Origin of the sequence: Alloalcanivorax balearicus MACL04 (assembly GCF_025532145.1) — a bacterium.
Taxonomy (GTDB): Bacteria; Pseudomonadota; Gammaproteobacteria; order Pseudomonadales; family Alcanivoracaceae; genus Alloalcanivorax; species Alloalcanivorax balearicus.
In genome coordinates this window covers 19878-42643 of the sequence record NZ_ARXS01000013.1, presented here as the reverse complement: position 1 = coordinate 42643, position 22766 = coordinate 19878, and the positions used below count along the sequence as shown (strand labels likewise).

Genomic DNA, 22766 nt, shown 5'->3' with positions numbered 1-22766 from the left:
CTGTCGCGGGTTTTCAGCCTTTTACACATAGCACTTGTTTCAACGTGTGCACGATGTCGACCAGGTCGGTTTGATCCGCCATAACCTGATCGATGTCCTTGTAGGCGCCGGGGATCTCATCCAGCACGCCTTTGTCCTTGCGGCATTCCACGCCCCGAGTCTGGGCTTCCAGGTCGGAGCGGTTGAATCGCCGCTTCGCCTCGCTCCGGCTCATGGTGCGACCGGCACCATGGGAGCAGGAGCAGAACGATTCGGCATTGCCCTTGCCACGAACAATATAGGAGCGGGTGCCCATGCTGCCCGGAATGATCCCGAGCTGATCCCGAGCGGCGGCAATGGCGCCTTTGCGGGTCAGAAACAGGTCCTGACCGAAATGCGTCTCCCGCGCCACATAATTATGGTGGCAATTAATCGCCTCCTTGCTGACCTGAAATGGCGGCAGCAAAGGGCGCAGCGCTTCCACCACCAGCCGCATCATCTCCCGGCGGTTGGCCAGCGCATAATCCTGTGCCCATTCCACTGCGTGCACGTAGTCATCGAAATGCTCCGCGCCCTCCTGAAAGTAGGCCAGGTCTCGATCCGGCAAATGCAGCTGGTGCCGTTGCGCGTCCTTGCGCGCCAGGCTGATGAAGTAACGGCCGATTACATTGCCGATACCCCGGCTGCCGGAGTGCAGCATCACCCACACCGCCTGATTCTCATCCAGGCAGAGTTCGATGAAGTGGTTGCCGCCGCCCAGGGTGCCCAACTGGCGCGCCCAGACATGAGGCTTCTGCATCTTGGCGATGCCCGGGTGGCGGCCGATGATTCGGTCCAGCCCCGCATCGAGCTGATTCACCGCCTTGCGCTGCACGGTGGGCTTGTCGTGATGATTGAAGCCCACCGGTACCGCCTTCTCAACGGCGCCGCGCAGCCGGCGAAGATCATCCGGCAGATCAGCGGCTTTCAATGTCAGGCGTACCGCGTTCATGCCACAGCCGATGTCCACCCCGACGGCGGCGGGAATGATGGCCCCGGCGGTGGGGATCACCGAACCCACGGTGGCGCCGATGCCGGCGTGCACATCGGGCATGGCGGCAACGTGGTGATGAATGATCGGCAGCTGTGCGATATTGATTAATTGGTTCAAGGCACCGTGCTCGATCTGATCGGTGTAGATCTTGATCGGCACCCGGCCTTTGTTGATCACTTGTTTGACTGGCATGGTGTCCTTCCAGTGTTGCTTCGCGGTCTGTGTCCGCTTCCTTGTCGCGTCTTCCACCATGCCATAACGAAAAAACCCTGGTGAACAGGGTCCACCAGGGTTTTCGGCAGGCCGCTGGAAGACGTTGTCGCGCCTTCCAGTGGTCTCAGGAAGGCGTATTAGCGCTGTGAGCTCTTAAACTGTGATTTCATGGGGCCTCCCTGTTAATGTCGGGTTGATAGCAATGAGGATGCGAATAATACGCCGCCTGGGCGGCGACGCAACCCCCCTTATCCTTGATTCGTGAAGAGGCCCAAAAAGTGTATCAGCCCCGTGCCTTCCGGCAGACCGAAACCGCCGCCCTGGACGATCTGATCCGGGAATTTCCGTTCGCTACTCTGGTGATTGAACAAGAGGGGCTGGCCGCCAATCATTTGCCGCTGCTGTTGCGGCGGCGTGGCGATGGCCGGGCCACACTGGTGGGACATCTGGCTCGAGCCAATCCAATGTGCGATACAGAGTTCGAGCCGGTTTCGGCTCTGGCGATCTTTCATGGCCCACAAGGCTATGTCTCGCCCAACTGGTATCCCAGCAAGTCCCGGGATGGCCGGGTGGCGCCGACATGGAATTACGCGGTGGTGCATGTGCGCGGCACGCTGACACTGGAGCACGATCCGCGCTGGCTGAGGGCTCTGTTGAATCAACTGACTGATCGCATGGAATCGAGCTTTGACACCCCCTGGCGATTGCAGGATGCACCGGAAGATTATTTAGAGCGAATGATTGCCGCCACTGTTGGTGTGCGTCTGGAGGTGCGGGAGATCGAAGGCAAATGGAAGCTAAGTCAGAACCAGCCGGAGGAGAACCAGAACGGCGTGATCTCCGGGCTCGGGCGGGACCGCCAGCCGGAGCTGGCGGCCTGGGTAGAGAAGGCGACGGCTGGTCGCTGAGCCGTTTCCCAAGACCTTCTGGCAGCGAAAAGGTTTGGGTCAACTGACCCGACATACCATGAGGTTTGTCCGCGATTGAATTTTGCCGAGCCTGGGTTCTCGGTATAAGCTGGGTGGACAAAATTTGAATGCTATTTCGCTATGCGGAATGCATAAGCCGTTTTATTACAACAACAGCGAAACGGGAGAGCACACTGATGGGTGTTTTGAAGTCGACCTCCATTCTTTTTTCCGCCCTCGTCACAGGGTCCTTGATGATTTCCGGCAGCGCTTTGGCCGCCGAGGACGTCAATCTACCCAAAACCATCGCCATGACCGCCTACGGTACCGGCTCCGCTGGCTACACTCAGATGGTGTCGATCGGCAATCTGTTGCAGAACGAATACGGCGTGTCCGTCCGTATCCTGCCCGGTGAGAACGACGTATCCCGCATGACGCCGCTGCGTACTGGCCGGGTACCGATGTGTGCCTGTGGCATCGCCAGCTATTACGGCTCCGAAGGCGTGCTGATGTTCGCCGGCAAGGAGTGGGGGCCACAGCCGATCCGGGTGATCGCGACCTCCACCGCCAGCTTCGGGTTGGGTGTGGCGGTGGCTGGCGATCTGGATGTGAAAAGGCCAGCCGATCTGAAGGGAAAAAGGGTTTCCTATGTGCGCGGTGATGATGCGCTCAATATCGGCACCGAGGCGTTCCTGGCTTTTGGCGGCCTGACCTGGGATGACGTCAAGAAAGTGGAATTCCCCGGTTACGGCCGTTCCTTCGATGGCGTCATCGCCGGGCAAAGCGATACCGGCTTCACCATGAGCGTGGCACCGCCGGCGCAACAACTGGCGGCGAGCCCGCGCGGTATTACCTGGCCGACCCTGGATCCGAACGACAAGGAAGGTTGGAAGCGGTTGCAAGCGGTGGCGCCTTATTTCCAGCCTCATAAAGTGACCTCCGCCGCCGGGATCGAGAAGGGAAGCGCCTGGCAGGGCGCCACTTATCCCTATCCGATTCTGGTGATCAACGCCAACGAAAAGTCCGGTCTTGCCGATGGACTGATCAAGGTCCTGATCGAGGATTACGACAAATTCAAGGATGCGGCGCCGGGCAATGCCGGTTACGCCCTGGAACAGCAAAATACCCAGTGGGTGATTCCGTTCCACGATGAGGTGGTGGCCTACTACAAGGAAATCGGTCACTGGACCGATGAAATGCAAGCGCATCAGGATCAACTGGTGCAACGTCAGGAAGTGCTGCAGAAAGCCTGGAAAGGGTATAAAGGCGGCAACCCGCCGGAAGACGATGATGCGTTCCGCAAAGGATGGATGGAAGCCCGGGCCAAGGCATTGGAAGCAGCAGGTATGAACCCGGTATTCCGTTAACCGACGCATAGGTAGTAAACGGTGAAATTCGAAGCGGAAACCGAACCTTCCACGGGCCAGGTATCCGGTGTGCGGGACTTGCCAGGGCAGTGGCCCTGGCTGCCGCGACTGGCGACACTGGTTCTGACTCTTCTGACCCTGGATTACGTCCTTAATCTCGGGTTTTTCAAACTGATCACCGCGGTGGAAAGCCAGTTCCTCTATACCGTGGTGGCGTTGATGTTACCTCTGGTCTTCATTCTCTGGCCGATCAAAGCCGGCATCGCCTCCAAGCGTGTTCCCTGGTACGACCTGCTGCTGTTTCTATTGGCGGCGGCGGTTTGCGGATACTTCGTCTACAACGCGGAGCGGATTCTCGATAACGGCTGGGAGTACGCCGCGCCGCAAACCGCCATGGTGATGAGCTTCTTGCTATGGGTGATCGTGGTGGAGGCGGTGCGGCGCGCCGGTGGCTGGCCGCTGGCTCTGATCTGCGGTCTCGCCAGTATCTACCCGATAGTGGCGGACAAGATGCCGGGGCCGATTCAGGGCTTTCCATCGTCGCCGGATCAGACCGCGATTTATCACGCCATGAGCCGGGAAAGCATGTTGGGGATTCCCTTGCAGGCGTTCGCCAACCTGGTGATCGGCTTTTTGCTGTTCGGTGTGGCATTGCAGAAGACCGGTGGCGGCAAGTTCTTCATCAATCTGGCTTTCGCCCTGCTCGGTCATGTTCGTGGTGGTCCGGCCAAGGTGTCGATCTTTTCCAGCGGCCTGATGGGGTCCATGAGCGGCAGTGTCATCACCAATGTGCTCACCACCGGGGTGCTGACCATTCCGGCCATGCGCCGGGTCGGTATTGGCCGATCCTACGCGGCGGGTGTGGAGGCGTGCGCTTCCACCGGCGGGGTTTTGATGCCGCCGGTGATGGGGGCCACGGCGTTCGTGATGGCCAGCTTCCTGAATATTCCCTACGCTACCATCGCGTTGGCGGCGGTGGTGCCGTCGTTGCTGTTTTATTTGGGCCTGTTCGTGCAGATCGACGCTTACGCCGCCAAATATCAGCTCAAGGGCTTGCCCCAGGAAGAGTTGCCATCCCTGCGGCAGACCTTGAAGGAAGGATGGTATTTCATCTTTGTTTTCGTGCTGCTGATCTGGATGCTGTTTTATCTGCGCCGTGAAGCCATTGCGCCGTTTTATGCCACGGCCTTGCTGTTGGTGATCAATCAGATCCTGCCGTATCACCGCTGGGGTTGGGCCGAATGCAAGGACTTCTTTTCCAGCGCGGGCAAGCTGTTCGCCGAGCTGATCACGATCCTGGCCGGGGTCGGGCTATTGGTGGGCGCTTTGTCGGTAACCGGTCTGTCCGGCACCATCGCCAACGATCTGATCTACATCGCCGGCGGTAATCCTCTGGTGTTGCTGATCATGGGAGCGGTGACCAGCTTCATTCTCGGTATCGGCATGACGGTGACCGCCGCTTACATTTTCCTGGCGGTGGCACTGGCCCCGGCTCTGGTGCAGGGCGGTGGCATGAATCCATTGGCGGTGCACTTGTTCATTCTCTATTGGGGCATGCTCAGTTTCATCACGCCACCGGTGGCTTTGGGCGCTTTCGCGGCTGCCACCGTGGCCGGTGCGAGGCCGATGGAAACCGGTTTGAAGGCGATGCGGTTGGGTAGCGTGATCTACTTCATCCCGTTCCTGTTCGTGCTTAATCCGGCGCTGATTCTGCAGGGCCAGTGGCAGGATATCGTGATTGTGCTATGCCAGGCGTTGGTGGGTGTGGTGCTGATCGCTGGTGCCATGCAGGGCTATCTGATCGGCATTGGAGACCTGACCGTGCACCGGGCGCTGCAATGGCCGATCCGGGTGATGCTGGTCATCGGCGGTCTGGCTTTCGCTATCCCTGGCGGGGGCGCCATGCCGCTGGATCATGGTGAATTATTCATGCTCAGTCTTGCCCTCACTCTGCCGGCGCTGATTGTCGCCTGGCTTCTGGTCCGCAACGTACAGCGGGCGCGCCCTCACGGGGCTTAAGCGGTGCCCCTCACCGGGCCTCCCGGCCCGGTGATTCCTCCTCTGTTCTCACCCTGTCGCCGTCAGTGATCCACTGAAAGCCGGCGTTTCGCTTCTGTGCATTTGATTTCATATGTTGCCTCGTGGTTTCGGACTAATGGGTCACGAAGCTTGACGCCGTGCCGTTGTTTTTCTTAAATGGAAAAGACTTTCGGAGAAAGAAAAATGGCGAACAGCTACCAACTACAAACACTGGCCCGGGCCCTGGATGTCCTGGAGCTGCTGGAGCGGACTTCCAAGCCGATGTCTCTGACCGAGATCGCCGAAGTCCTGGGGGAAGCGACCGCCATTGTCTATCGGATCCTGCATACCCTTGAAAACAGGGGGTATCTCTATCGGCGCCCGGAGGACAAGCGATACAGCTACACCGGACGGTCCACCGGAGCCGGGGCGGTGTCCCGGGCGGTGGATTTGCTGCTGGCCGCGGCCGAAAACGTGCCCGGAGGGGCGTCGGCGGAGCAACTGGCGCGGCGAGTGGGGCTGGATTCGAGAGTGACTGAAGAGATTTTGATTCCGCTGAGAGAAAAAGGTTGGGTTCAGCAGGAAGATGGCAGCGATCAATGGCACCTGTCCCATACGGTGATGGCATTGAGCCGGCCTTTTCTGAACCGCGACGATACGCTGTTACGTATCCGCCCTCTGATGGAGCGGCTCCATGCCGATACCAGGGAAACCGTGTCTCTGTTTCACCGGGCCGGTGACAGCCAGGTTGTCACCTCCGTGCTGCCCAGCCCTCACCCGGTCCGCTATGCGCTGGATATGGGTAGCACCCTTCCGCTTTATCTGGGTGCCGCGGGTAAGGCGATGATGGCTTTTCTGCCGGAGTCCGAGGCGGAAGCGTTGATCAGGAACCACCAGATCACCGCTCTGACCCGCTATGTCCCCAAAACCGGTGCCTTACGAAAGGAACTCAAAACCATTCGCCGTAGAGGTTATGCCATTTCCAATGGCGAAAGGGTGGAAGGCGCCAGCGCCGCGGCTGTGCCGGTACTGCGCGAGGATGGTTACCCGGTCGCCGTGCTGGGTCTGATGATGCCCAGCTTCCGCACTTCCGACGGCGAACTGCATGGTCTCGGCGAGCGGCTGGTGAAGGAACTCAATCTGTTGCGGATCCCCCCGGTACAGCCGCAAAGCTCGTGCTCCAACGCTAACTAGATCAAAGGTGAATGGCCGGGCAACCGGCATAAGGAGAACAAGATGATTCGTGACCCAGAGGGTTTTCAGGCGTTCCTGAATGAAACCCGCCAGTGGGTGAAGGAAGTGGCGATCCCCGCCGAGGAGCGGGTGGAAGCCGCCGATGAGATTCCCGAGGAACTGGTGGAGGAAATGCGACGCCGTGGCTTTTTCGGTTGGAGCATTCCTGAGCAGTTCGGCGGCGCGGGCCTGACCACCGAGGAACTGGTGCTGGCGGCCATGGAGCTGTCGCAAAGCGCCACCGCCTTCCGCGCCCGGGTAGGCACCAACACCGGTATCGGCTCCGAAGCTTTGGTGGCCGATGGCACGGACGAGCAGAAAGCAAAATATCTTCCGGCTTTGGCCCGGGGGGAGGTGACCGGCTGCTTCGCACTGACCGAGCCGGATGCCGGCTCCGACGCCACCGCCTTACGTACCAGCGCGGTACGTGATGGTGACGACTACCTACTCAACGGCACCAAGTGCTTTATCACCAATGCCCCTATAGCCGGGCTGTTCACCGTCATGGCAAGGACCGACGCGGACGATCTCTCAGCCAAAGGAATCAGCGCCTTCGTGGTGGAAGGGGACACGCCGGGACTGTCGGTGGGCAAGGCCTATAAAAAAATGGGCCAGGCCGGATCGCCGGTGTCGGAGGTGTATTTCCAGGATTGCCGGGTGCCCGCGGCCAATCTGATCGGCGGGGTGGAAGGCAAGGGGTTCGTTACCGCCATGAAGGTGCTGAACAAGCAGCGTCTGCATCTGAGTGCCTTGTGTACCGGGCCGGCCATGCGCATGCGCGATGAAGCCCTGGCGCATGCGTTGAAACGCCGCCAGTTCGGTCAGCCAATCGCGGATTTTCAACTGGTGCAAGCAATGATCGCCGACATCCAGACGGAGATCCACGCGGCCCGCGCACTCATTATGGAAACTGCTCGCAAGCGTGACCATGGAGAGGACATAAAGCTGGAGGCATCGATGTGTAAATACTTCGCGTCGGAGATGTGTGGTCGGGTGGCGGACAAGGCGGTACAGATTTTCGGCGGTGCCGGTTACGTGGCCGACTACAGTTGCATCGAGAGGCTCTATCGCGATGCTCGCTTGTTCCGCCTGTATGAAGGCACCAGCCAGATCCATCAGTTGAATATCGCCAAGCTGACTTTACGTGCGGCTTCTTGAAAACCTTTGACATTCATTGACCCGGAAGGAAAGGCGACATGCTTACAACAACCACACGTCGAATCCTGAAACTGATCACGCCCGCGCTGATGATGGTGGCGGCATCGTGGTCTCAGGCGGCCGACTATCCCGAGCAACCACTCACCGCCATGGTGCCGTTTCCCGCTGGCGGCAGCACCGACCTGATGGCCCGCGCCATCGCCAGGGAACTGACCGATTCTCTCGGTACCAATGTGGTGGTGGACAATCGTGCCGGCGGGGCCGGCACGGTGGGAATGGCCGCTCTGGCCCGTGCTCGCAAGGACGGTTATACCATCGGTGTGGTGCCGGCCGCGCCTCTGGTGAATCAGCCGCACATGCGGCGCACGCCTTATAATCTCGACTCCTTTGACTACATTTGTCAGTTCTTTCTTAGCCCTCAGGCGCTGGCGGTAAAGCCGCAATCGCCATTCTCCAGCCTTGATGAGATGGTACTTTATGCCAAGGCGCATCCCGGAGAGCTCACCTATGGCAGCCCCGGTCCGGGTTCTCTGCCAAATCTGTCCATGGAGCAGTTCCTGGAGAAGGCCGGGGTAAAAGTCACTCATGTCCCGTTCGCCGGCGACGGCCCCGGTGTCACCGCTTTGATAGGCGGGCACGTGGACATGTACATGACCATGTCCAATGTGATCGCCGATCGGGAACTGAAGGCCATTGGCATTTTCAGTGAGGCGCCTTTGGACACTTTACCCGGCGTGGAAACGGCGATAAGTCAGGGCTACGACTTGACCGCGTCCTGGTGGGGTGGGGTGATCGCACCCAAGGGCATCCCCGACGAGGCCCGGAATACGCTGGAAAAAGCCTGCCAAAAAGCCACGGAGTCCGAGCGCCTTGATCAGGTCCTGGGGCGACTGGGGACCCAGGCTGCCTATCTGGGCTCAGGTGACTTTCTCAAGCAAGTAAACCGCATCTCGGAAACCAACGGACGGTTGATCGATAAGGTGCTCAAGAAACAACAGTAATCCGATGGCTCCGGAAATCGGGGCCAAACCGCGCTTATCTGATATTCAGGAGAACAACATGAAGATAACAAAACTATTGTCTCTTGCTCTGACCGCCGCTCTGCCGTCTCTGCTGGTGTCCCCATTGGCGTTGGCGGAGGATTTTCCCACCAGACCAATAACGGAAATCGTGCCGTATCCCGCCGGTGGCAGTAGTGATCTGGCCGGTCGGGCTCTCGCCAATGCCCTTGCCGATCATCTTGGTGTCAACGTGGTTGTCGATAACCGTTCCGGTGGTGGTGGCAGCGTCGGCATCAGCGCTCTGGCCCGGGCCCGGACGGACGGCTACACCATCGGCGTGGCACCAATAGGCACCATCGCCAATCAGCCTCACATGCATCGCACTCCCTACAACACGGAATCGTTCGACTACTTGTGCCAGTTCTACTACGGCCCTGAAGTCCTGGTAGTGAAACCGGATTCGCCGTTCAACACTCTGAATGAGGTGATCGATTACGCCAAGGCCCATCCCGGCAAGTTGTCCTTTGGCAGCCCTGGGCCGGGCACTTTGCCGCACCTGGACATGCTCAGATTCCAGCAGGTGGCGGGTATCGAGCTGACCCACGTTCCCTTTGCCGGCGACGGCCCGGGTTTGACCGCGTTGATGGGTGGACATGTGGATCTGTATATGGCGATGCCGAACACGGTTACCGACCGCAATCTTGATGCGGTGGCGGTATTCAGTGATGAACCCATGGCCTCCCTGCCCGGTATCAAGACCGTGATGGAACAGGGCCACAACATGACCGCTTCCGTTTCCGGCGGCCTGGTCGCCCCCAAAGGGCTGCCGCAGGACATTAAACAGAAGTTGGTAAAGGGCTGTGAGCAGGCCACTGAATCCGAAGAGCTGAAAAAGGTACTGGCCCGTGTCGGCTTCGAGGCTCGCTATCAGGGTCCGGATGAATTCCGTCAATTGGTGGAGCATACGTCCGAGGTGAATGGTCGCTTGATCAATGATGTGATCAAAAAAGCCGGAGGCCGGTAATTATGAAAGCACGTGTCCTTGACGCTGGCTATGGCGTTGCCGTGCTGGTCGCGGCATTGGCGGTGTATTTCGCCGGCGGTGGCGACGACAGCGTGCAGCAGGTGGCCAATGATCCGTTCTGGTATCCGAAGGTGCTGCTGGTCTTGATCGGCGTGTGTTCGGTGTGGCTGCTGGTGAAAAGCGCGTTGGGGCGTTCCGGGACGCCGCCCTCGAGCATTCAGTGGCGGGCCTTGGCGGCAACGGCGATGATCAGCGGTGCTTACCTGCTGGCCTATGAGGCGCTGGGCTTCGTGCCCAGCACCCTGGCTCTGATGTTGGTGATGAGCGGGGTGCTGGGGTTCCGGCGCCCATTATGGCTGGTGGTTATCTCGGTATTGTTCACCGCGATGATCTGGTATGGCTTCGCCGATTTGTTGAATCGGACGCCCCCGGGGCCAGCGCTGCCTTCCTTGAGTTCATTGTTCCAATAATCTTTCCAAAAAAATACATACCGGATAACCGGAGGCTATCGAAATGGATGCCTTTTTAAGCGCCCTCAGTATGCTCACCTCGATGGATGCCCTGTTGGCCGTGGTGGCGGGTACGCTGGTGGGTATCATCATCGGCGCCTTGCCCGGCCTGGGGTCGTTACTCGCGATCACCATGGCCCTGCCATTGACCTTCGTCCTGGGGCAAGGTGCCAGTATCGCGTTGCTGCTTGGCATTTACTGTGGATCGATCTACGGCGGCTCGCTATCCGCGATTCTCATCAATACACCCGGTACGCCGCAGTCCGCGGCGACGGTGCTGGATGGCTTTCCCATGGCGCGGCGTGGCGATGCCGGTTTGGCATTGGGCTGGTCGACCACGGCGTCCGCCTTTGGCGGTATCCTGGCCACGATCATTCTGGCGGTGGCCTCGCCGTTGCTGGCGAAGATCGGTATTCGCTTCGGGCCGGTGGAGTATTTCGCGCTGGGCCTGTTCGCGTTGACCTGTATCGTGACGGTGTCACGGGACAATCTGGTGAAGGGGCTGCTCGCCGGTCTGCTTGGCTTGTTCGTGGCGGTGGTGGGGCAGGATCCCGTGACCGGCTATCTGCGTTATGACTTTGGTGTCTTCGACCTCTCCGCCGGTATCGGTCTGGTGCCGTTTCTGGTTGGCTTGTTCGCCTTGTCCGAGGTGTTCTGGCGTGCGGCGGAGAAAAAGGAGGAAATCGGACCGGTTATCCGCTCCGCCTTCCAACTGCCGACACTGTCGGAGCTGCGCCGACGTTCCGCCGTGTTGATCAAGTCATCACTGATCGGAACCTGGATTGGTACTTTGCCGGGTGTCGGGGCCGCCTCCGCTTCCATGGTCAGCTATGCGGAAGCCAAGCGAAGCTCACCGAACAAGGACAAATTTGGCACCGGTGAGCCGGATGGCCTGATTGCTTCCGAGGCGGCCAATAACGCGGTCAGCTCAGGTGCCATGGTGCCGACTTTGTCTCTCGGTGTGCCCGGTGATCCGATCACCGCGGTGATGCTCGGTGCCTTGGTGCTGCAGGGCGTCACACCGGGCCCTCGTTTGTTCCTCGAGAATCAGTCGCTGGTGCTGTTCATCTTCATGATGCTGTTCGTGGCGAATATCTGCATGTTTCTCGGCGGGATGCTGATGTCGCCATTGTTTTCGCGGATTCTGCGTCTCCCCGAGCCGCTACTGATGGCCTGCGTGGTGGTGCTGGTCGCCACCGGTACTTACAGCATCAATGCCAACCCTTTTGATTTGCTGGTGGTTCTGATTGCCGGCATCGCCGGTTTCCTGCTGCGCTACAACGGCTTCCCTCTGGCACCGATGGTGATCGGGTTCGTGCTGAGTCCGATGATTGAGCAAAGCCTGCGGCAGGGCCTGATTCTGAATCAGGGCAATTTCATTGCTTTTGCCGCCAGTCCGATTGCCGCGGTGCTGTTTGCGTTAACCGCGCTGTTTCTACTGTGGCCTGTGATCCGGCTTATTCAGCGGCGCGTGCTACAAGGGCGGAAGAGTCAGCCGTCGACTAATTCGAATTAATCAGGAAGTGCAGGGAGAAGAATAGTTATGACGGAGAATAAAAAAGCTCTGGATGGTGTCCGGGTGGTGGAGTTCGGCCAGTTCATCGCGGGCCCCGGCGCCACGCAGATCCTGGCGGATCTGGGCGCCGACGTGATCAAGATTGAAAGCTTCAACGGCGATAACAGCCGGAAGTTCGGTGTTAGTGAGAAAAGCGGTTATCGCAGCGGCATGTTCATGGCCTATAACCGTGGCAAGAAGTCCATAACCCTGGATCTGCGCAACCCCGAAGGCGTGGAAATCGCCCGCAAGCTGGCCCTGCGGGCCGATGTGGTGGTGCAAAACACCCGTGTGGGCGTGATGGAAAGTATCGGTCTGGACGCGGCCACGCTGCGCGCCGAAAAGCCGGGCCTGATCTACGCTTCTATTTCCGGATTCGGCACTGGCGGCCCTTCCCGGGAACGCCCCGGGCTGGATATCGCCGCGCAAGCGGAAAGCGGCATGATGTCGCTGACCGGTGAGCCGGGAGGCACACCGCTGAAAACCGGGTTCGCCGTGGTCGACGCGGCCACCGCCACGGCCACCGCCAACGCCGTTCTCGCGGCTTTGTTCCGTTGTGCCCGGACCGGCGAAGGAGAAACCATCGAAGCCTCCCTGCTGGCCACGGCAATCGGACTGCAGTCACAGATCTGGGCGGAGTACGCCTGCTCCGGCAGTTTGCCGCAGCGGGCCGGCAACGCTCAGCCACTGGTGGCGCCGGCGGCGGATCTGATCGCCGTGCAAGACGGCTACATCGTCATCTCCGCCTATATGGAGGATCATTGGCAACGGCTGTGCCGCTCCGTGGAGCTGCCGGATCTGGCGAAAGACGAACGCTTCGCCACCAGCAACGACCGTGTCAGAAATCGGCCGGCGATGATCGATATTCTGAGTACCGCTCTGGGGCGCTACACGGGTGAAGAGGCGCGCGCCCAACTGGAAAAGTTTGGTGTGGTTTGTGGGGTGGTGCGGGATTACCGCCAGGTCCGGGCCAGTGCCGATGTCCAGGCGACCGGTATTTTCAAGCGCGTGAACGATGGCCGGGGCCAAGAGGTGGAGATCCCCGGGCTGCCTTTCACTTTCGCCGACGCCGGCGAGATGGAGAAACCCTATACGTTGCCCGAACTGGGGGAACATACCCTGGAGGTTCTGGCGCAGGCCGGCTTTACGCCGGAACAATGCCAGGCGCTTCTGGACAGGAAGGTGATTTCGGCTGGCGGCATAGGGTAACAATCGCTGCATCGTGTTTGTGCTCGGCGGCAATCCGTTCGCGGGCCTCTGTTGTCTCTTGGTGAACCCGGGTATCGTCAAAGTATTCCAGCGGGGCCATCGGGGAGAACGAAGTGCGAGCACAGCCGGGCGTCAATCTGAATCTTAATGTGCGTGGTCTCGGTGTGTCCGCGACCCTGGCCATCAACGAGTTGAGCAACGATCTGCTGCGTCAGGGCAGGGAGGTGTTCAAGCTGGGGTTGGGGCAATCGCCGTTCCCGGTGCCCGAATGGGTGGTGGACGCACTGCGTCAACACGCCGCCGAGAAAGATTATCTGCCGGTGCTGGGACTGCCTGAACTGCGCCGGGCGGTGGCCGGCTATTGGCAGCGCTGGCAAGGCTCCGAATTCAGTGCGGACGATGTCATGATCGGTCCGGGTTCCAAGGAGCTGATGTTCATTCTGCAACTGGTGTTTTACGGCGACCTGGTCATCCCCACGCCGAGCTGGGTGTCCTATGCACCGCAGGCACGCATCGTTGGTCGCCCGGTACATTGGTTGCCGACCCGCCGGGAGGATCACTGGAAGCCCCGCGCCGAAGCTCTGGATGCGCTTTGCCGGCAGGATCCGGACCGGCCACGCCTGGTGATTCTCAACTCGCCGGCCAATCCCCATGGCTATGCGTTCACGGAGACGGAATTGCGGGCGCTGGCGGATGTGGCGCGCCGTTACCGTCTGATTCTGCTTAGCGACGAGATATACGGGCAATTGCAATTCAATGGCGGCCACCAGTCGATTTCCCGCTACTACCCGGAAGGCACCATAGTCAGTGGCGGTTTGAGTAAATGGTGCGGCGCTGGCGGCTGGCGGCTGGGCGTCTTCGCTTTTCCGGAGACCTTGCAGTGGTTGCGTCGTGCCATGGCCACCGTGGCCAGTGAAACCTATACCTCGGTGTCGGCGCCGATCCAGTACGCGGCGGTGACGGCGTTTCAGGGCGGGACGGCCATGGACGGTTACCTGCATCAATCCCGCCGGATTCTGGCCGCTCTGGCCGAGCACCACGTCGATCTTTTAAGAGGCGCCGGTGTGCCGATGGCCTCCACCGATGGCGCTTTTTACCTGTTTCCGGACCTGTCGCCACTGACCGATACCCTGCGCCGACGTGGCATCGAGGGCAGCGTGGAATTGTGCGCGTCGTTGTTGGAGGACACCGGCGTGGCCACCTTGCCGGGAGAGGCGTTCGGCAGGCCGCCTTCGGAGCCGAGTCTGCGGCTGGCGTTCGTGGATTTCGACGGGGGTCAGGCCCTGGAGGCGGCGGCCGGGCTGGAGGGGCCCCTCGAGGATGCCTTTTTGCGCCGTTATTGCGGCCGTTGTGTTACCGCCATGGAAAAATTGGCGAACTGGATTGCCGCCTAGTCGCAAATAAAAGCAACGTGCTGTCACGCGTCTGCTGTGGACAGTTTCCGGTGAATTGGGTATTGCTGAATCCATAACCGAGCCGGTTTACCGTGAGCCCCGGGGCCGGCGAATCCGAAGAATCACGACAAGAATAAGGATGCGACAACTTGCCGAACCGGTCCGAGCCTCAGTCCCCGGTGGGGGCCCGCGTGCTGGCGATACTGCGGCGCCTGCCGCCGGTACGCCGTGCCGAAGCCCGTTTCCAGCATGTGGAAGAAGAAGTGCTCCGTGGTCTCAGGGAGCGCATGGATGCCCTGGACCCGGGGGCTTCCCATCACGCCGAGTCGTTCCAGAACCGCCTGACCGTCAGCCTGGAGCAGGATACCGACACTCTTGAGCTGGAGATTGTCCAGGGCCTCGCCGGCCATCTGGTTTCCGATGAATGGCGTCTGCTGGCGGCGTTGTCCGACGGCTCCGGTTATCCGCTGCTGACCCTGCGACGCGCCCGCTGGCGTGATAGTGGCGAAGCGCTGCACCGCTATTCCAGTATCGGCCGCAGTGCCGGCGTGTACGCCCAGGAATACGTACCGTTGTATCTGGCCCGGCTGATCAATAATGGTTTGGCGGCGGCGTTGCCGGAACGAGCATCGCTACGCATGGATTACGAGCTGTGCGAGGGCGATGCCACGTTCCGGGAAGCCCTGCGCCGCTGGGACGGGGAGCGGCCGCCGCTCAAGAGCTGCCGCGAGACCCTGGTGATCAGCCCTGCCGGCCAGCGCCTCTGGGATGCGGTGATGCAATTGGGTGAGGAGGAAAGGTGAGATGGATTGGTCCCTGATCCTGGCCGACGTACGCGCCAACTGGATTCTCTATCTCTCCATGCCGGTGGTGGCGGCCTTGATTGGCTATGTCACCAAGCTGGTGGCGATCCGTATGATGTTCCAGCCGCTGGAGTTCGTCGGTAAACCACCGTTGCTGGGCTGGCAGGGGATCGTGCCGCGCCGGGCCGCCACCATGGCCAGCATTGCCTGTGATCTGATGATGGAGCGGCTGTTGAAGCCGGAGGATGTGTTCGACCGTCTGGACCCGCAACGGGTGGCGGCGGAAATCCGCGATCCGCTCATCGACGTGGTGGAAGACATTACCCGCGAGGTGGCCGCGGAGTATCAGCCCGGCCTTTGGGAAACCCTGCCCGAGGGGATCAAGCGGCGGGTGATTCAGCGCATTCAGAAAGAAGCGCCGCACATGGTCGAGCAGATCATGGAGGACATAAAATCCAACATCCATCGGGTGTTCGATCTCAAGCACATGGTGGTGAACGCGCTGGTACGGGACAAGGAACTGCTTAACCGGGTGTTTCTGGAAGCGGGCCATGTGGAGTTCAAGTTCATTGCCCGCTCCGGCATTTATTTTGGTTTCGCCATCGGCTGTGTGCAGGCGGTGGTCTGGGCGTTTACCCACAATGTCTGGGTGATCCCCCTGTTCGGGCTGTTCACCGGCTGGTTCACTGACTGGCTGGCGCTGAAGATGATCTTCAACCCGAAGCAGCCGGTGCGCTACTTCGGTATTTTCGAATGGCAGGGGTTGTTCCTGCGCCGGCGCAAACAGGTGGCGGCCCGCTATGGCGAACTGGTGGCCCAGGAAATCGTTACTCCGCAGGCGATCATCGAGGAAATCCTCAAGGGGCCGTTATCGGACCGTCTGTTCGCGCTGGTTCAGCGCCAGGTGCAACGCACCCTGGACGAACAGGCCGGGCTGGCCAAGCCCCTGGTGGTGTTCGCGGTGGGTACCAGCCGCTACCAACAGATGAAAAAAGTGGTGGCGGAAAAGGTGATGGCGGCTTTGCCGGAGGCGCTTGGCCATGTGGAAGCCTATGCGCAGGAAGCCATGGATCTGAAGAATCTGCTGGTCACCAAGATGCAGGAACTGACCGAGGAGGAATTCGAGGGTCTGTTGCGGCCGGCTTTCCAGCAGGACGAGTGGATTCTGATCGCGGTGGGTGCTCTGCTGGGCTTCCTGGTGGGGGAGGTCCAGGTGCATGTCATGCTGCATTTCGCGGTGATGCCGGTGGGGTAGCGGGCCGTGAGCGCACGGCCCGCCGGGGCCCTAATCCACCGCGCCGTCCTGTAACGGTGCCAGCGCCTCGTCCACACAGCCTTGCCAGCTGAGCGCGTCCTCGAAACGGCGATAGCCGCCGCCGGCGCCGAAAGCGCTGGAGATCACCAGATCCGGAGACAGAGTGCGAAGGAAATGCAGACTCTCGATCAACGCTTCACGGTCGCTCATGGAAGGCAGGAAACCGTTGCGGCCCTGGCCCCCTTCATCGAAGTACAGCGTATCACCGGTGAACAGGTAGCGGTCGCCGGTGGGTGAGCGCACCCAAAAGCAGGTACTGCCGGGAGTGTGTCCCGGTGTCGGCAGGATTTCGATATCACGCGGGTGGAGTTCCCGTTGTGCCAGCACCACATCCACCGGGCAGTATTTCTGGATGTCCTCCAACTCCCGTTGGTGGCCGCACAGTTGACTGTTGAAGCGGGTCCGGATCACCGCCAGGCTGGCACCGACCTCGTCGCGGTGACTCAGATACTGGCGATGCACGCCGCCGTGATCGGCGAAAGCGGATAACTCATCATCATGACTGGTGTTGTAGAACAACACATTACCCGCCGGATGGGCATAGAGGTAGGCGTGGGTTTGCAAACCTGGGGCGGGGTATTCCGGCTCTGTCTCCCACAGGTCGTCGGCGATCTGTTTCATGGGGCGCTCCAGCGGTTAGCGTTGGCGCCCATGCTAAGACCTCAACCACGGTGGAGAGCAACCCCCCGGCGCTGAAGATGTGACCTCGCTTTGGGCCACCGGTGTCCAGCTGTCCTTACCAACTGCCGGTATTCTCCATGGAAGCCCAGGGCTCCCGCGCCGGCAGGGCATCGCCTTTTTGCAGCAGTTCCACGGAAATCAGATCCGGTGAGCGGACGAACGCCATGTGGCCGTCCCGGGGCGGGCGGTTGATGGTGTAGCCCATGTCCTGAAGGTGTTGGCATAACGCATAAATGTCATCCACCCGGAAGGCCAGATGGCCGAAGTTGCGCGCCGAGCCCATGTCCTCTTCCGGGTCCCAGTTCCAGGTCAATTCGACTTCCGCCTCCGGGCTTTCTGGCGCGGCCAGGAACACCAGGGTGAAACGCCCGGCGGGCACTTCCTTGCGGCGGACTTCCTTCAGTCCCAGTCCCTCGCAATAGAAACGCAGGGAGGCATCCAGGTCAGTGATGCGGACCATGGTGTGCAGGTACTTCATTGGCTGATCTCCGTGAATCAGGACACTTTGGCAGGCAGGGCGCCCATTTTGTCACGGTGGCCCGGCGGGCTCCAGGGAAGAGGTCCGGGTGAGTCACCGCTTGACCCGGCGCCATGGAGGGGGTTCGATTATGAAAATGAAACCAGATTCCATAACAAAGATAGGGAGAAGCTGTGATGGCGTTGCATCGTCTGAGCACCACCGAACTGGCCCGGCGTATCCGTGAGGGCGAACTGACTTCCAGCGAGGCGCTGGAATACTTCATAGCCCGTGTGGAGAAGCTGGATCCGCCGCTTAACGCGGTGGTGGTGCGGCGCTTCGACGAGGCGCGGCAGCGGGCACGGGAGGCGGACGAGGCGCTGGCACGGGGCGAACACTGGGGCCCGTTGCACGGGGTGCCAATGACGGTGAAGGAAACCTTCGAAGTGGCGGGTTGGCCCACCACCGCCGGGGTGACGGATCTGGCCGGACATGTTCCACGGCAGGACGCCGATGCCATTGAGCGGTTGCGCGCCGCCGGCGCGGTGTTGTTCGGCAAGACCAACATACCGGCCTACGCCGGCGATCTGCAGAGCTTCAACGAGATCTATGGCACCACCAACAATCCGTGGGACCCGGAATTGACTCCGGGCGGGTCCTCCGGCGGTGCCGCCGCCGCGCTGGCCGCCGGCATGACGCCGCTGGAACTGGGCAGTGATATCGGCGGCTCCATTCGTACTCCGGCGGCGTTCTGCGGCGTGGCCGGTCTGAAGCCGAGCTGGCGGCTGATTCCCACCCGCGGTCATATCCCCGGGCCACCGGGGGCCCTGTCCACCCGGGACATCTCCGTGGCCGGTCCGATGTCACGGCATGTGGAGGATCTGGAACTGGCCATGGAGATTCTGGCGGGGCCGGATCAGGACGAAGGCCCCGGTTGGCGCTTGCAACTGCCGGAACCGCGCCACCAGCAGCTCGAGTCGTTCCGGGTGGCGGCCTGGCTGGATGACCCCCGTTGCCCGGTGGACCGGCGTATCGTCGAGGCCCTGGAGCAATTAACCGGACAATTGGGCCAATGGGGCGTGGCGGTGGACCATGAGGCGCGGCCCGAGGGGATCGGCCTGTCCGAGGCATACGATGTTTACTATCAGTTGCTTGCCGGCACCATGGGGGTGGGGTTGCCGCCGTCGCTGTACCAGCAGATGGAAGAAGGGGCCGCCGAGGCCGCTCCGGATGATCAAGGCTACCGGGCCCGCTTCGCTCGCGGCACCACTCAGAGCCATGCGGACTGGCTGCGCGCCAATGAGCGGAGGACGGTGATGCGGCGTCAATGGCGCCAGTTCTTCCAGGACCACGACGTGTTGCTGTGTCCGGTGGTACAGACGTTGCCGTTCAGCCACCGGCAGACGCCGGGCCCGGATCAGCGTACGCTGACCGTGAACGGAGTGGACCAGCCTTATATGGACATCCTGGTCTGGGTGGGGTTGGCCGGGGCGGTCTATTTGCCGGCGGCGACGCTGCCCATCGGCGTTTCCGCGGAGGGGTTGCCGCTGGCCGTGCAGATCATCGGCCCCTACCTGGAAGATCGTACCGTGCTGCGTTTCGCCCGGTTGCTGCAGGAACGGCTGGAAGCCTTGCCAGAACCGCCTTTGGGCGGCTAAACCGGCCTGATTCCATTAAAAATGACCCAGTAGTCGTGGAAACGAAATAAGACAAAAGTGGGTATGGCGATGAGGGATCCTGTGTTAAATTTGCGCGGAATCTCATTATTTTGAGCACCTATTTCGCTATGCGGAATAGGTGTCGCTTTGACCCAAACCGGTGGCGCTCACCACCCGAGAAGAAAAAGCAGGAGAACTAGAATGGTTCTATTAGCACAACTCCGTAAGCATCTGGTCACGGCCGCCGCCGCGGTGGCGGTGGCGACCAGCGCTGTTTTGCCCTCCCTGGCCTCCGCCGACGATGTCATCAAATGGAAGGTTCAGTCCCACTGGCCTGGTGCCAGCAGCTCCTACAAGGACAGTCTGGAACGCATCAAGCGGGTGCTGGAAGAACGCACCGATGGCCGTCTGCAACTGCAATTGTTTGAGTCCGGCGCCCTGTTCAAGCCCAACGAGACCTTCAACGCGGTCAGCCGTGGCATCATTCAGATGGGCACCATCTCCCCGGGCTACGCTCAGGACAAGCTGAGCCTGGGTGGCATCGCCTCCGGCCTGCCCTTCGCTTTCCACAACGTGTGGGAAGCGGTGTACTTCCACAAAAACATGGGGTTCGAGGACAAGCTGCGGGCGGAAGCCGCCAAGTACGGCGTGTACTACTCCACCGACAAGATCTACCCCACTGAAATGGTGATCAAGAAGCCGGTGGAAAGCTGGGACGACTTCACCAAGCTGAAGATCCGCTCTTCCGGCGCGTTGCAGAAATTCCTCACCGAAGCCGGTGCCGCTGGCTCCTACATCCCCGGCGGTGAGCTGTATCAGGCGCTGTCCACCGGCGTGGTCGACGGTGCTCACTGGGGCGCCTCCCAGGGTGCGAAGAGCATGGGCCTGTATGAAGTAGCCAAGTACCACGTCAAACCGGCTCTGAACATCGCCGGCACCGACGTCTTCATCGTCAGCCAGAAAGCCCTGGACAAACTGCCGGAAGGCATGGCCAAAATCGTCAAGGATGCGTTGGAAGAACAGTTCTGGCTGCGCACCAACGAGTATCTGTACCAGGAGCGGGTTTCCCTGGCCACGGCAATGCGTGACGAAGGCGTGCAGATCAACACGCTGCCCGACGACGTACAAAAGCGCCTGACCGCCACCGCCCAGAAGACTTGGGATAAAGAAGCCGAGCGCAGCCCCGAGGCGAAAGCCATCGTGGAAGAACTGCGTGGCTTCCTGAAGGACCTCGGTTACCTGTAACGGATGACCGTCAGGATGATGAGGGCGCCCATCGTGGCGCCCTTTTCTCGTTCCCGCCCTTCACTCGACCTATTGGAGGAATCCCATGTCCGCGGTTCGAGCGTTTATTAATGGGATCACCTGGCTGAACGACCATGTCGGTCGCTGGGTTTCCTATCTGGTGTTCGCGATGTTCGCGTTCCTGATACTGGAGGTGTTCCTCCGCTACGTGTTCGGTGCCCCCACCGTATGGACCAACGAGCTGACGCAGATGCTCTTCGGGGTCTACGGCGTGCTTGCCGGCGGTTATGTCATGGCGCATAAAGGCCACGTCAACGTGGACCTGTTCCATTCCGCGTTGCCGGTACGGGTGCGCGCCGGCCTGGATGTGATCACTTCCGCGGTGTTCTTTATTTTCGTCGGGGCACTGCTGTATTTCGGCAGCTCCATGGCGTTGGAATCGATCGAGGGTCTGGAAACCTCCTATTCCGCCTGGAACCCGCCGATCTGGCCGATCAAGGCCTGTATCCCGCTGGGGGCCTTGTTGCTGCTGTTGCAGGGTCTGGCCAAGTTGCTGCAGGACCTGGGCGTGGCCTTCAATCTGATCGATCCGTCGGAGATCAAGACTCTGGGTGACGAGGAGGAAGACCACCTATGAGTATCGAAATGCTCACCTTGCTGTTCTTCGGCACCCTGCTGCTTTTCGTTTTTCTGGGTGTGCCGCTGACTTTCGTACTGGGCGGTGTCTCGGTGGTGTTCCTGTATTTCACCTGGGGGGCCGACGCTTTCTATATGGTCGCCTCGCAGATCTGGGGCACGATGGAAAGTTCCACCCTGGTGGCGATCCCGCTGTTCGTGTTCATGGCCATGGTGCTGGAACGCACCGGGGTGGCCAAGGATCTCTATCATATGATGCACCTGTGGTGGGGCGGCCTGCGCGGCGGTCTGGCCATCGGCACTCTTGGCATCTGCGCGCTGTTCGCGGCCATGTGCGGCATCAGCGGTGCCGCGGTGGTGGCCATGGGCACCATTGCCTTGCCATCGATGCTGGAACGCGGCTATGACAAGAAACTGGCGCTGGGGGTCATCAACACCGGCGGCGGTTGGGGGATTCTGATCCCACCCAGCATCCTGATGATCCTGTACTCGCTGATCACCGGCGTTTCGGTGGGCCAGATGTTTGCCGCCGGGGTGTTGCCGGGCGTGTTGTTGATGGTGCTGACGGTGCTGTACATCGTCGTGCGGTGCGCCTTCCAGCCGAATCTGGCGCCGGCCTTGCCCAAGGAAGAACGGGGCAATATGGCGGAGAAAATGCGTGCGCTGCGGGCGGTGATCCTGCCGATTCTGATCGTGGTGATGGTGCTGGGCTCCATCATCAAGGGTATCACCACCCCCACCGAAGCGGCCGCTGTGGGTGTGCTCGGCTCCCTGCTTTCCGCTATCGTCTACCGCAAGCTGACCTGGGGTTTGATGCGTGAAGCGTCCCTGCGCACCTTCAAGCTCACCGGCATGATCATGTGGATTCTGTTCGCCGCCCACGCCTTCAGCGCCGCATATCAGAGCATGGGGGCCCAGGCCTTGATCGAAGGGCTGATGACGTCGATCCCCGGTGGCCCCTGGGCGATCATTATTTCCATGATGGTGATTGTGTTCCTGCTGGCGATGGTGCTGGACCCGGTGGGCATCATGCTGATCACGCTGCCGGTGTTCATGCCGATCGTGCAGAGCCTGGGCTTTGATCCAATCTGGTTCGGCATTCTGTTCGTGATCAACATGGAAATCGGCTATATGACTCCGCCGTTCGGTTTCAACCTCTTCTATCTGAAAGGGGTGGCGCCGCCGGATGTGAGCATGCGTGATATCTACTCCTCGGTGATTCCGTTCGTGCTCGTGGAGATCGTTGGTCTGGCGCTGATCATGATCTTCCCGGAAATCGCCACTTACCTGCCCAAAGCCCTGTTCTGACGGCGGCTCCCGACTGGCTCCCGGCCCCGTCCGATGACGGAATGCCGGGGGCTTGTCGAAT

20 protein-coding genes are annotated in these 22766 nt (G+C 60.5%); 17 read left to right on the top strand and 3 right to left on the bottom strand.

Features of this window, described 5'->3' with window-relative positions; all coding sequences use genetic code 11:
- Positions 1-13: 13 nt before the first annotated feature.
- The gene (locus MA04_RS12225) at positions 14-1204 is read right to left on the bottom strand and encodes an RtcB family protein (RefSeq protein WP_022996946.1); all 1191 of its coding nucleotides are present in this window, start codon (positions 1202-1204) and stop codon (positions 14-16) included.
- A gap of 299 nt (positions 1205-1503) precedes the next feature.
- On the opposite strand from MA04_RS12225, the gene MA04_RS12220 reads away from it, so the two are divergent.
- The 13 genes from MA04_RS12220 (at position 1504) to MA04_RS12160 (ending at position 16660) form a co-directional block, all read left to right on the top strand.
- Positions 1504-2133 (top strand): FMN-binding negative transcriptional regulator, encoded by a 630-nt coding sequence (locus MA04_RS12220; protein ID WP_262460699.1) that lies wholly within the window; start codon positions 1504-1506, stop codon positions 2131-2133.
- A 254-nt stretch (positions 2134-2387) separates the two neighbouring features.
- On the top strand, positions 2388-3500 hold the full coding sequence (locus tag MA04_RS12215; RefSeq protein ID WP_262460698.1) for a TAXI family TRAP transporter solute-binding subunit: 1113 nt from the start codon (positions 2388-2390) through the stop codon (positions 3498-3500).
- A 21-nt stretch (positions 3501-3521) separates the two neighbouring features.
- Positions 3522-5519, top strand: a complete 1998-nt coding sequence (locus MA04_RS12210) for a TRAP transporter permease (RefSeq protein WP_262460697.1) — start codon at positions 3522-3524, stop codon at positions 5517-5519.
- 204 nt (positions 5520-5723) lie between these two features.
- The gene (locus tag MA04_RS12205) at positions 5724-6713 is read left to right on the top strand and encodes an IclR family transcriptional regulator domain-containing protein (RefSeq protein WP_262460696.1); all 990 of its coding nucleotides are present in this window, start codon (positions 5724-5726) and stop codon (positions 6711-6713) included.
- 42 nt (positions 6714-6755) lie between these two features.
- Entirely contained in the window at positions 6756-7910 is a 1155-nt protein-coding gene (locus tag MA04_RS12200) for an acyl-CoA dehydrogenase family protein (RefSeq protein ID WP_233925764.1), read from the top strand.
- Positions 7911-7948: 38 nt separating this feature from the next.
- On the top strand, positions 7949-8911 hold the full coding sequence (locus MA04_RS12195) for a Bug family tripartite tricarboxylate transporter substrate binding protein (RefSeq protein WP_163127069.1): 963 nt from the start codon (positions 7949-7951) through the stop codon (positions 8909-8911).
- Positions 8912-8969: 58 nt separating this feature from the next.
- A complete protein-coding gene (locus MA04_RS12190) occupies positions 8970-9935 on the top strand; it encodes a tripartite tricarboxylate transporter substrate binding protein (protein WP_163127070.1) in 966 nt (321 codons plus the stop codon).
- Between the two features lie 2 nt (positions 9936-9937).
- Positions 9938-10405, top strand: a complete 468-nt coding sequence (locus MA04_RS12185; protein WP_063142164.1) for a tripartite tricarboxylate transporter TctB family protein — start codon at positions 9938-9940, stop codon at positions 10403-10405.
- A 43-nt stretch (positions 10406-10448) separates the two neighbouring features.
- On the top strand, positions 10449-11960 hold the full coding sequence (locus MA04_RS12180) for a tripartite tricarboxylate transporter permease (RefSeq protein ID WP_163127072.1): 1512 nt from the start codon (positions 10449-10451) through the stop codon (positions 11958-11960).
- A 27-nt stretch (positions 11961-11987) separates the two neighbouring features.
- Positions 11988-13208 carry a CaiB/BaiF CoA transferase family protein gene (locus MA04_RS12175; protein ID WP_163127073.1) on the top strand — a complete coding sequence of 407 codons (1221 nt, stop codon included), beginning with the start codon at positions 11988-11990 and terminating at the stop codon, positions 13206-13208.
- Between the two features lie 113 nt (positions 13209-13321).
- Positions 13322-14602 (top strand): pyridoxal phosphate-dependent aminotransferase, encoded by a 1281-nt coding sequence (locus MA04_RS12170; protein ID WP_163127074.1) that lies wholly within the window; start codon positions 13322-13324, stop codon positions 14600-14602.
- A gap of 149 nt (positions 14603-14751) precedes the next feature.
- Positions 14752-15405 carry an Abi-alpha family protein gene (locus MA04_RS12165; protein ID WP_163127075.1) on the top strand — a complete coding sequence of 218 codons (654 nt, stop codon included), beginning with the start codon at positions 14752-14754 and terminating at the stop codon, positions 15403-15405.
- 1 nt (position 15406) lies between these two features.
- A complete protein-coding gene (locus MA04_RS12160) occupies positions 15407-16660 on the top strand; it encodes a hypothetical protein (protein ID WP_014992777.1) in 1254 nt (417 codons plus the stop codon).
- 30 nt (positions 16661-16690) lie between these two features.
- On the opposite strand, the gene MA04_RS12155 is transcribed toward MA04_RS12160, so the two are convergent.
- Together MA04_RS12155 and MA04_RS12150 are read right to left on the bottom strand one after the other, a co-directional pair.
- Positions 16691-17341 carry an MBL fold metallo-hydrolase gene (locus MA04_RS12155; RefSeq protein ID WP_163127076.1) on the bottom strand — a complete coding sequence of 217 codons (651 nt, stop codon included), beginning with the start codon at positions 17339-17341 and terminating at the stop codon, positions 16691-16693.
- A 115-nt stretch (positions 17342-17456) separates the two neighbouring features.
- Positions 17457-17879 (bottom strand): VOC family protein, encoded by a 423-nt coding sequence (locus tag MA04_RS12150; RefSeq protein WP_014992779.1) that lies wholly within the window; start codon positions 17877-17879, stop codon positions 17457-17459.
- A 176-nt stretch (positions 17880-18055) separates the two neighbouring features.
- On the opposite strand from MA04_RS12150, the gene MA04_RS12145 reads away from it, so the two are divergent.
- The 4 genes from MA04_RS12145 to MA04_RS12130 all read left to right on the top strand — a co-directional run bounded on the left by MA04_RS12145 (position 18056) and on the right by MA04_RS12130 (position 22705).
- Positions 18056-19516 carry an amidase gene (locus MA04_RS12145; RefSeq protein ID WP_163127077.1) on the top strand — a complete coding sequence of 487 codons (1461 nt, stop codon included), beginning with the start codon at positions 18056-18058 and terminating at the stop codon, positions 19514-19516.
- A gap of 201 nt (positions 19517-19717) precedes the next feature.
- Positions 19718-20761 carry a TRAP transporter substrate-binding protein DctP gene (gene dctP / locus MA04_RS12140; protein ID WP_163127078.1) on the top strand — a complete coding sequence of 348 codons (1044 nt, stop codon included), beginning with the start codon at positions 19718-19720 and terminating at the stop codon, positions 20759-20761.
- Positions 20762-20846: 85 nt separating this feature from the next.
- Positions 20847-21398 (top strand): TRAP transporter small permease subunit, encoded by a 552-nt coding sequence (locus MA04_RS12135; protein ID WP_080530298.1) that lies wholly within the window; start codon positions 20847-20849, stop codon positions 21396-21398.
- On the top strand, positions 21395-22705 hold the full coding sequence (locus MA04_RS12130; protein WP_063142172.1) for a TRAP transporter large permease: 1311 nt from the start codon (positions 21395-21397) through the stop codon (positions 22703-22705). The genes MA04_RS12135 and MA04_RS12130 overlap by 4 nt, the downstream gene beginning before the upstream one ends.
- The last annotated feature ends 61 nt before the right edge of the window (positions 22706-22766 follow it).

Coding starts and splice junctions, on each gene's coding strand:
- MA04_RS12215 (WP_262460698.1), top strand. CDS start 2,388: ATGATTTCCGGCAGCGCTTTGGCCGCCGAGGACGTCAATCTACCCAAA.
- MA04_RS12225 (WP_022996946.1), bottom strand. CDS start 1,204: ATGCCAGTCAAACAAGTGATCAACAAAGGCCGGGTGCCGATCAAGATC.
- MA04_RS12150 (WP_014992779.1), bottom strand. CDS start 17,879: ATGAAGTACCTGCACACCATGGTCCGCATCACTGACCTGGATGCCTCC.
- MA04_RS12200 (WP_233925764.1), top strand. CDS start 6,756: ATGATTCGTGACCCAGAGGGTTTTCAGGCGTTCCTGAATGAAACCCGC.
- MA04_RS12155 (WP_163127076.1), bottom strand. CDS start 17,341: ATGAAACAGATCGCCGACGACCTGTGGGAGACAGAGCCGGAATACCCC.
- MA04_RS12130 (WP_063142172.1), top strand. CDS start 21,395: ATGAGTATCGAAATGCTCACCTTGCTGTTCTTCGGCACCCTGCTGCTT.
- MA04_RS12175 (WP_163127073.1), top strand. CDS start 11,988: ATGACGGAGAATAAAAAAGCTCTGGATGGTGTCCGGGTGGTGGAGTTC.
- MA04_RS12205 (WP_262460696.1), top strand. CDS start 5,724: ATGGCGAACAGCTACCAACTACAAACACTGGCCCGGGCCCTGGATGTC.
- MA04_RS12135 (WP_080530298.1), top strand. CDS start 20,847: ATGTCCGCGGTTCGAGCGTTTATTAATGGGATCACCTGGCTGAACGAC.
- MA04_RS12195 (WP_163127069.1), top strand. CDS start 7,949: ATGCTTACAACAACCACACGTCGAATCCTGAAACTGATCACGCCCGCG.
- MA04_RS12185 (WP_063142164.1), top strand. CDS start 9,938: ATGAAAGCACGTGTCCTTGACGCTGGCTATGGCGTTGCCGTGCTGGTC.
- dctP (WP_163127078.1), top strand. CDS start 19,718: ATGGTTCTATTAGCACAACTCCGTAAGCATCTGGTCACGGCCGCCGCC.
- MA04_RS12160 (WP_014992777.1), top strand. CDS start 15,407: ATGGATTGGTCCCTGATCCTGGCCGACGTACGCGCCAACTGGATTCTC.
- MA04_RS12190 (WP_163127070.1), top strand. CDS start 8,970: ATGAAGATAACAAAACTATTGTCTCTTGCTCTGACCGCCGCTCTGCCG.
- MA04_RS12180 (WP_163127072.1), top strand. CDS start 10,449: ATGGATGCCTTTTTAAGCGCCCTCAGTATGCTCACCTCGATGGATGCC.
- MA04_RS12145 (WP_163127077.1), top strand. CDS start 18,056: ATGGCGTTGCATCGTCTGAGCACCACCGAACTGGCCCGGCGTATCCGT.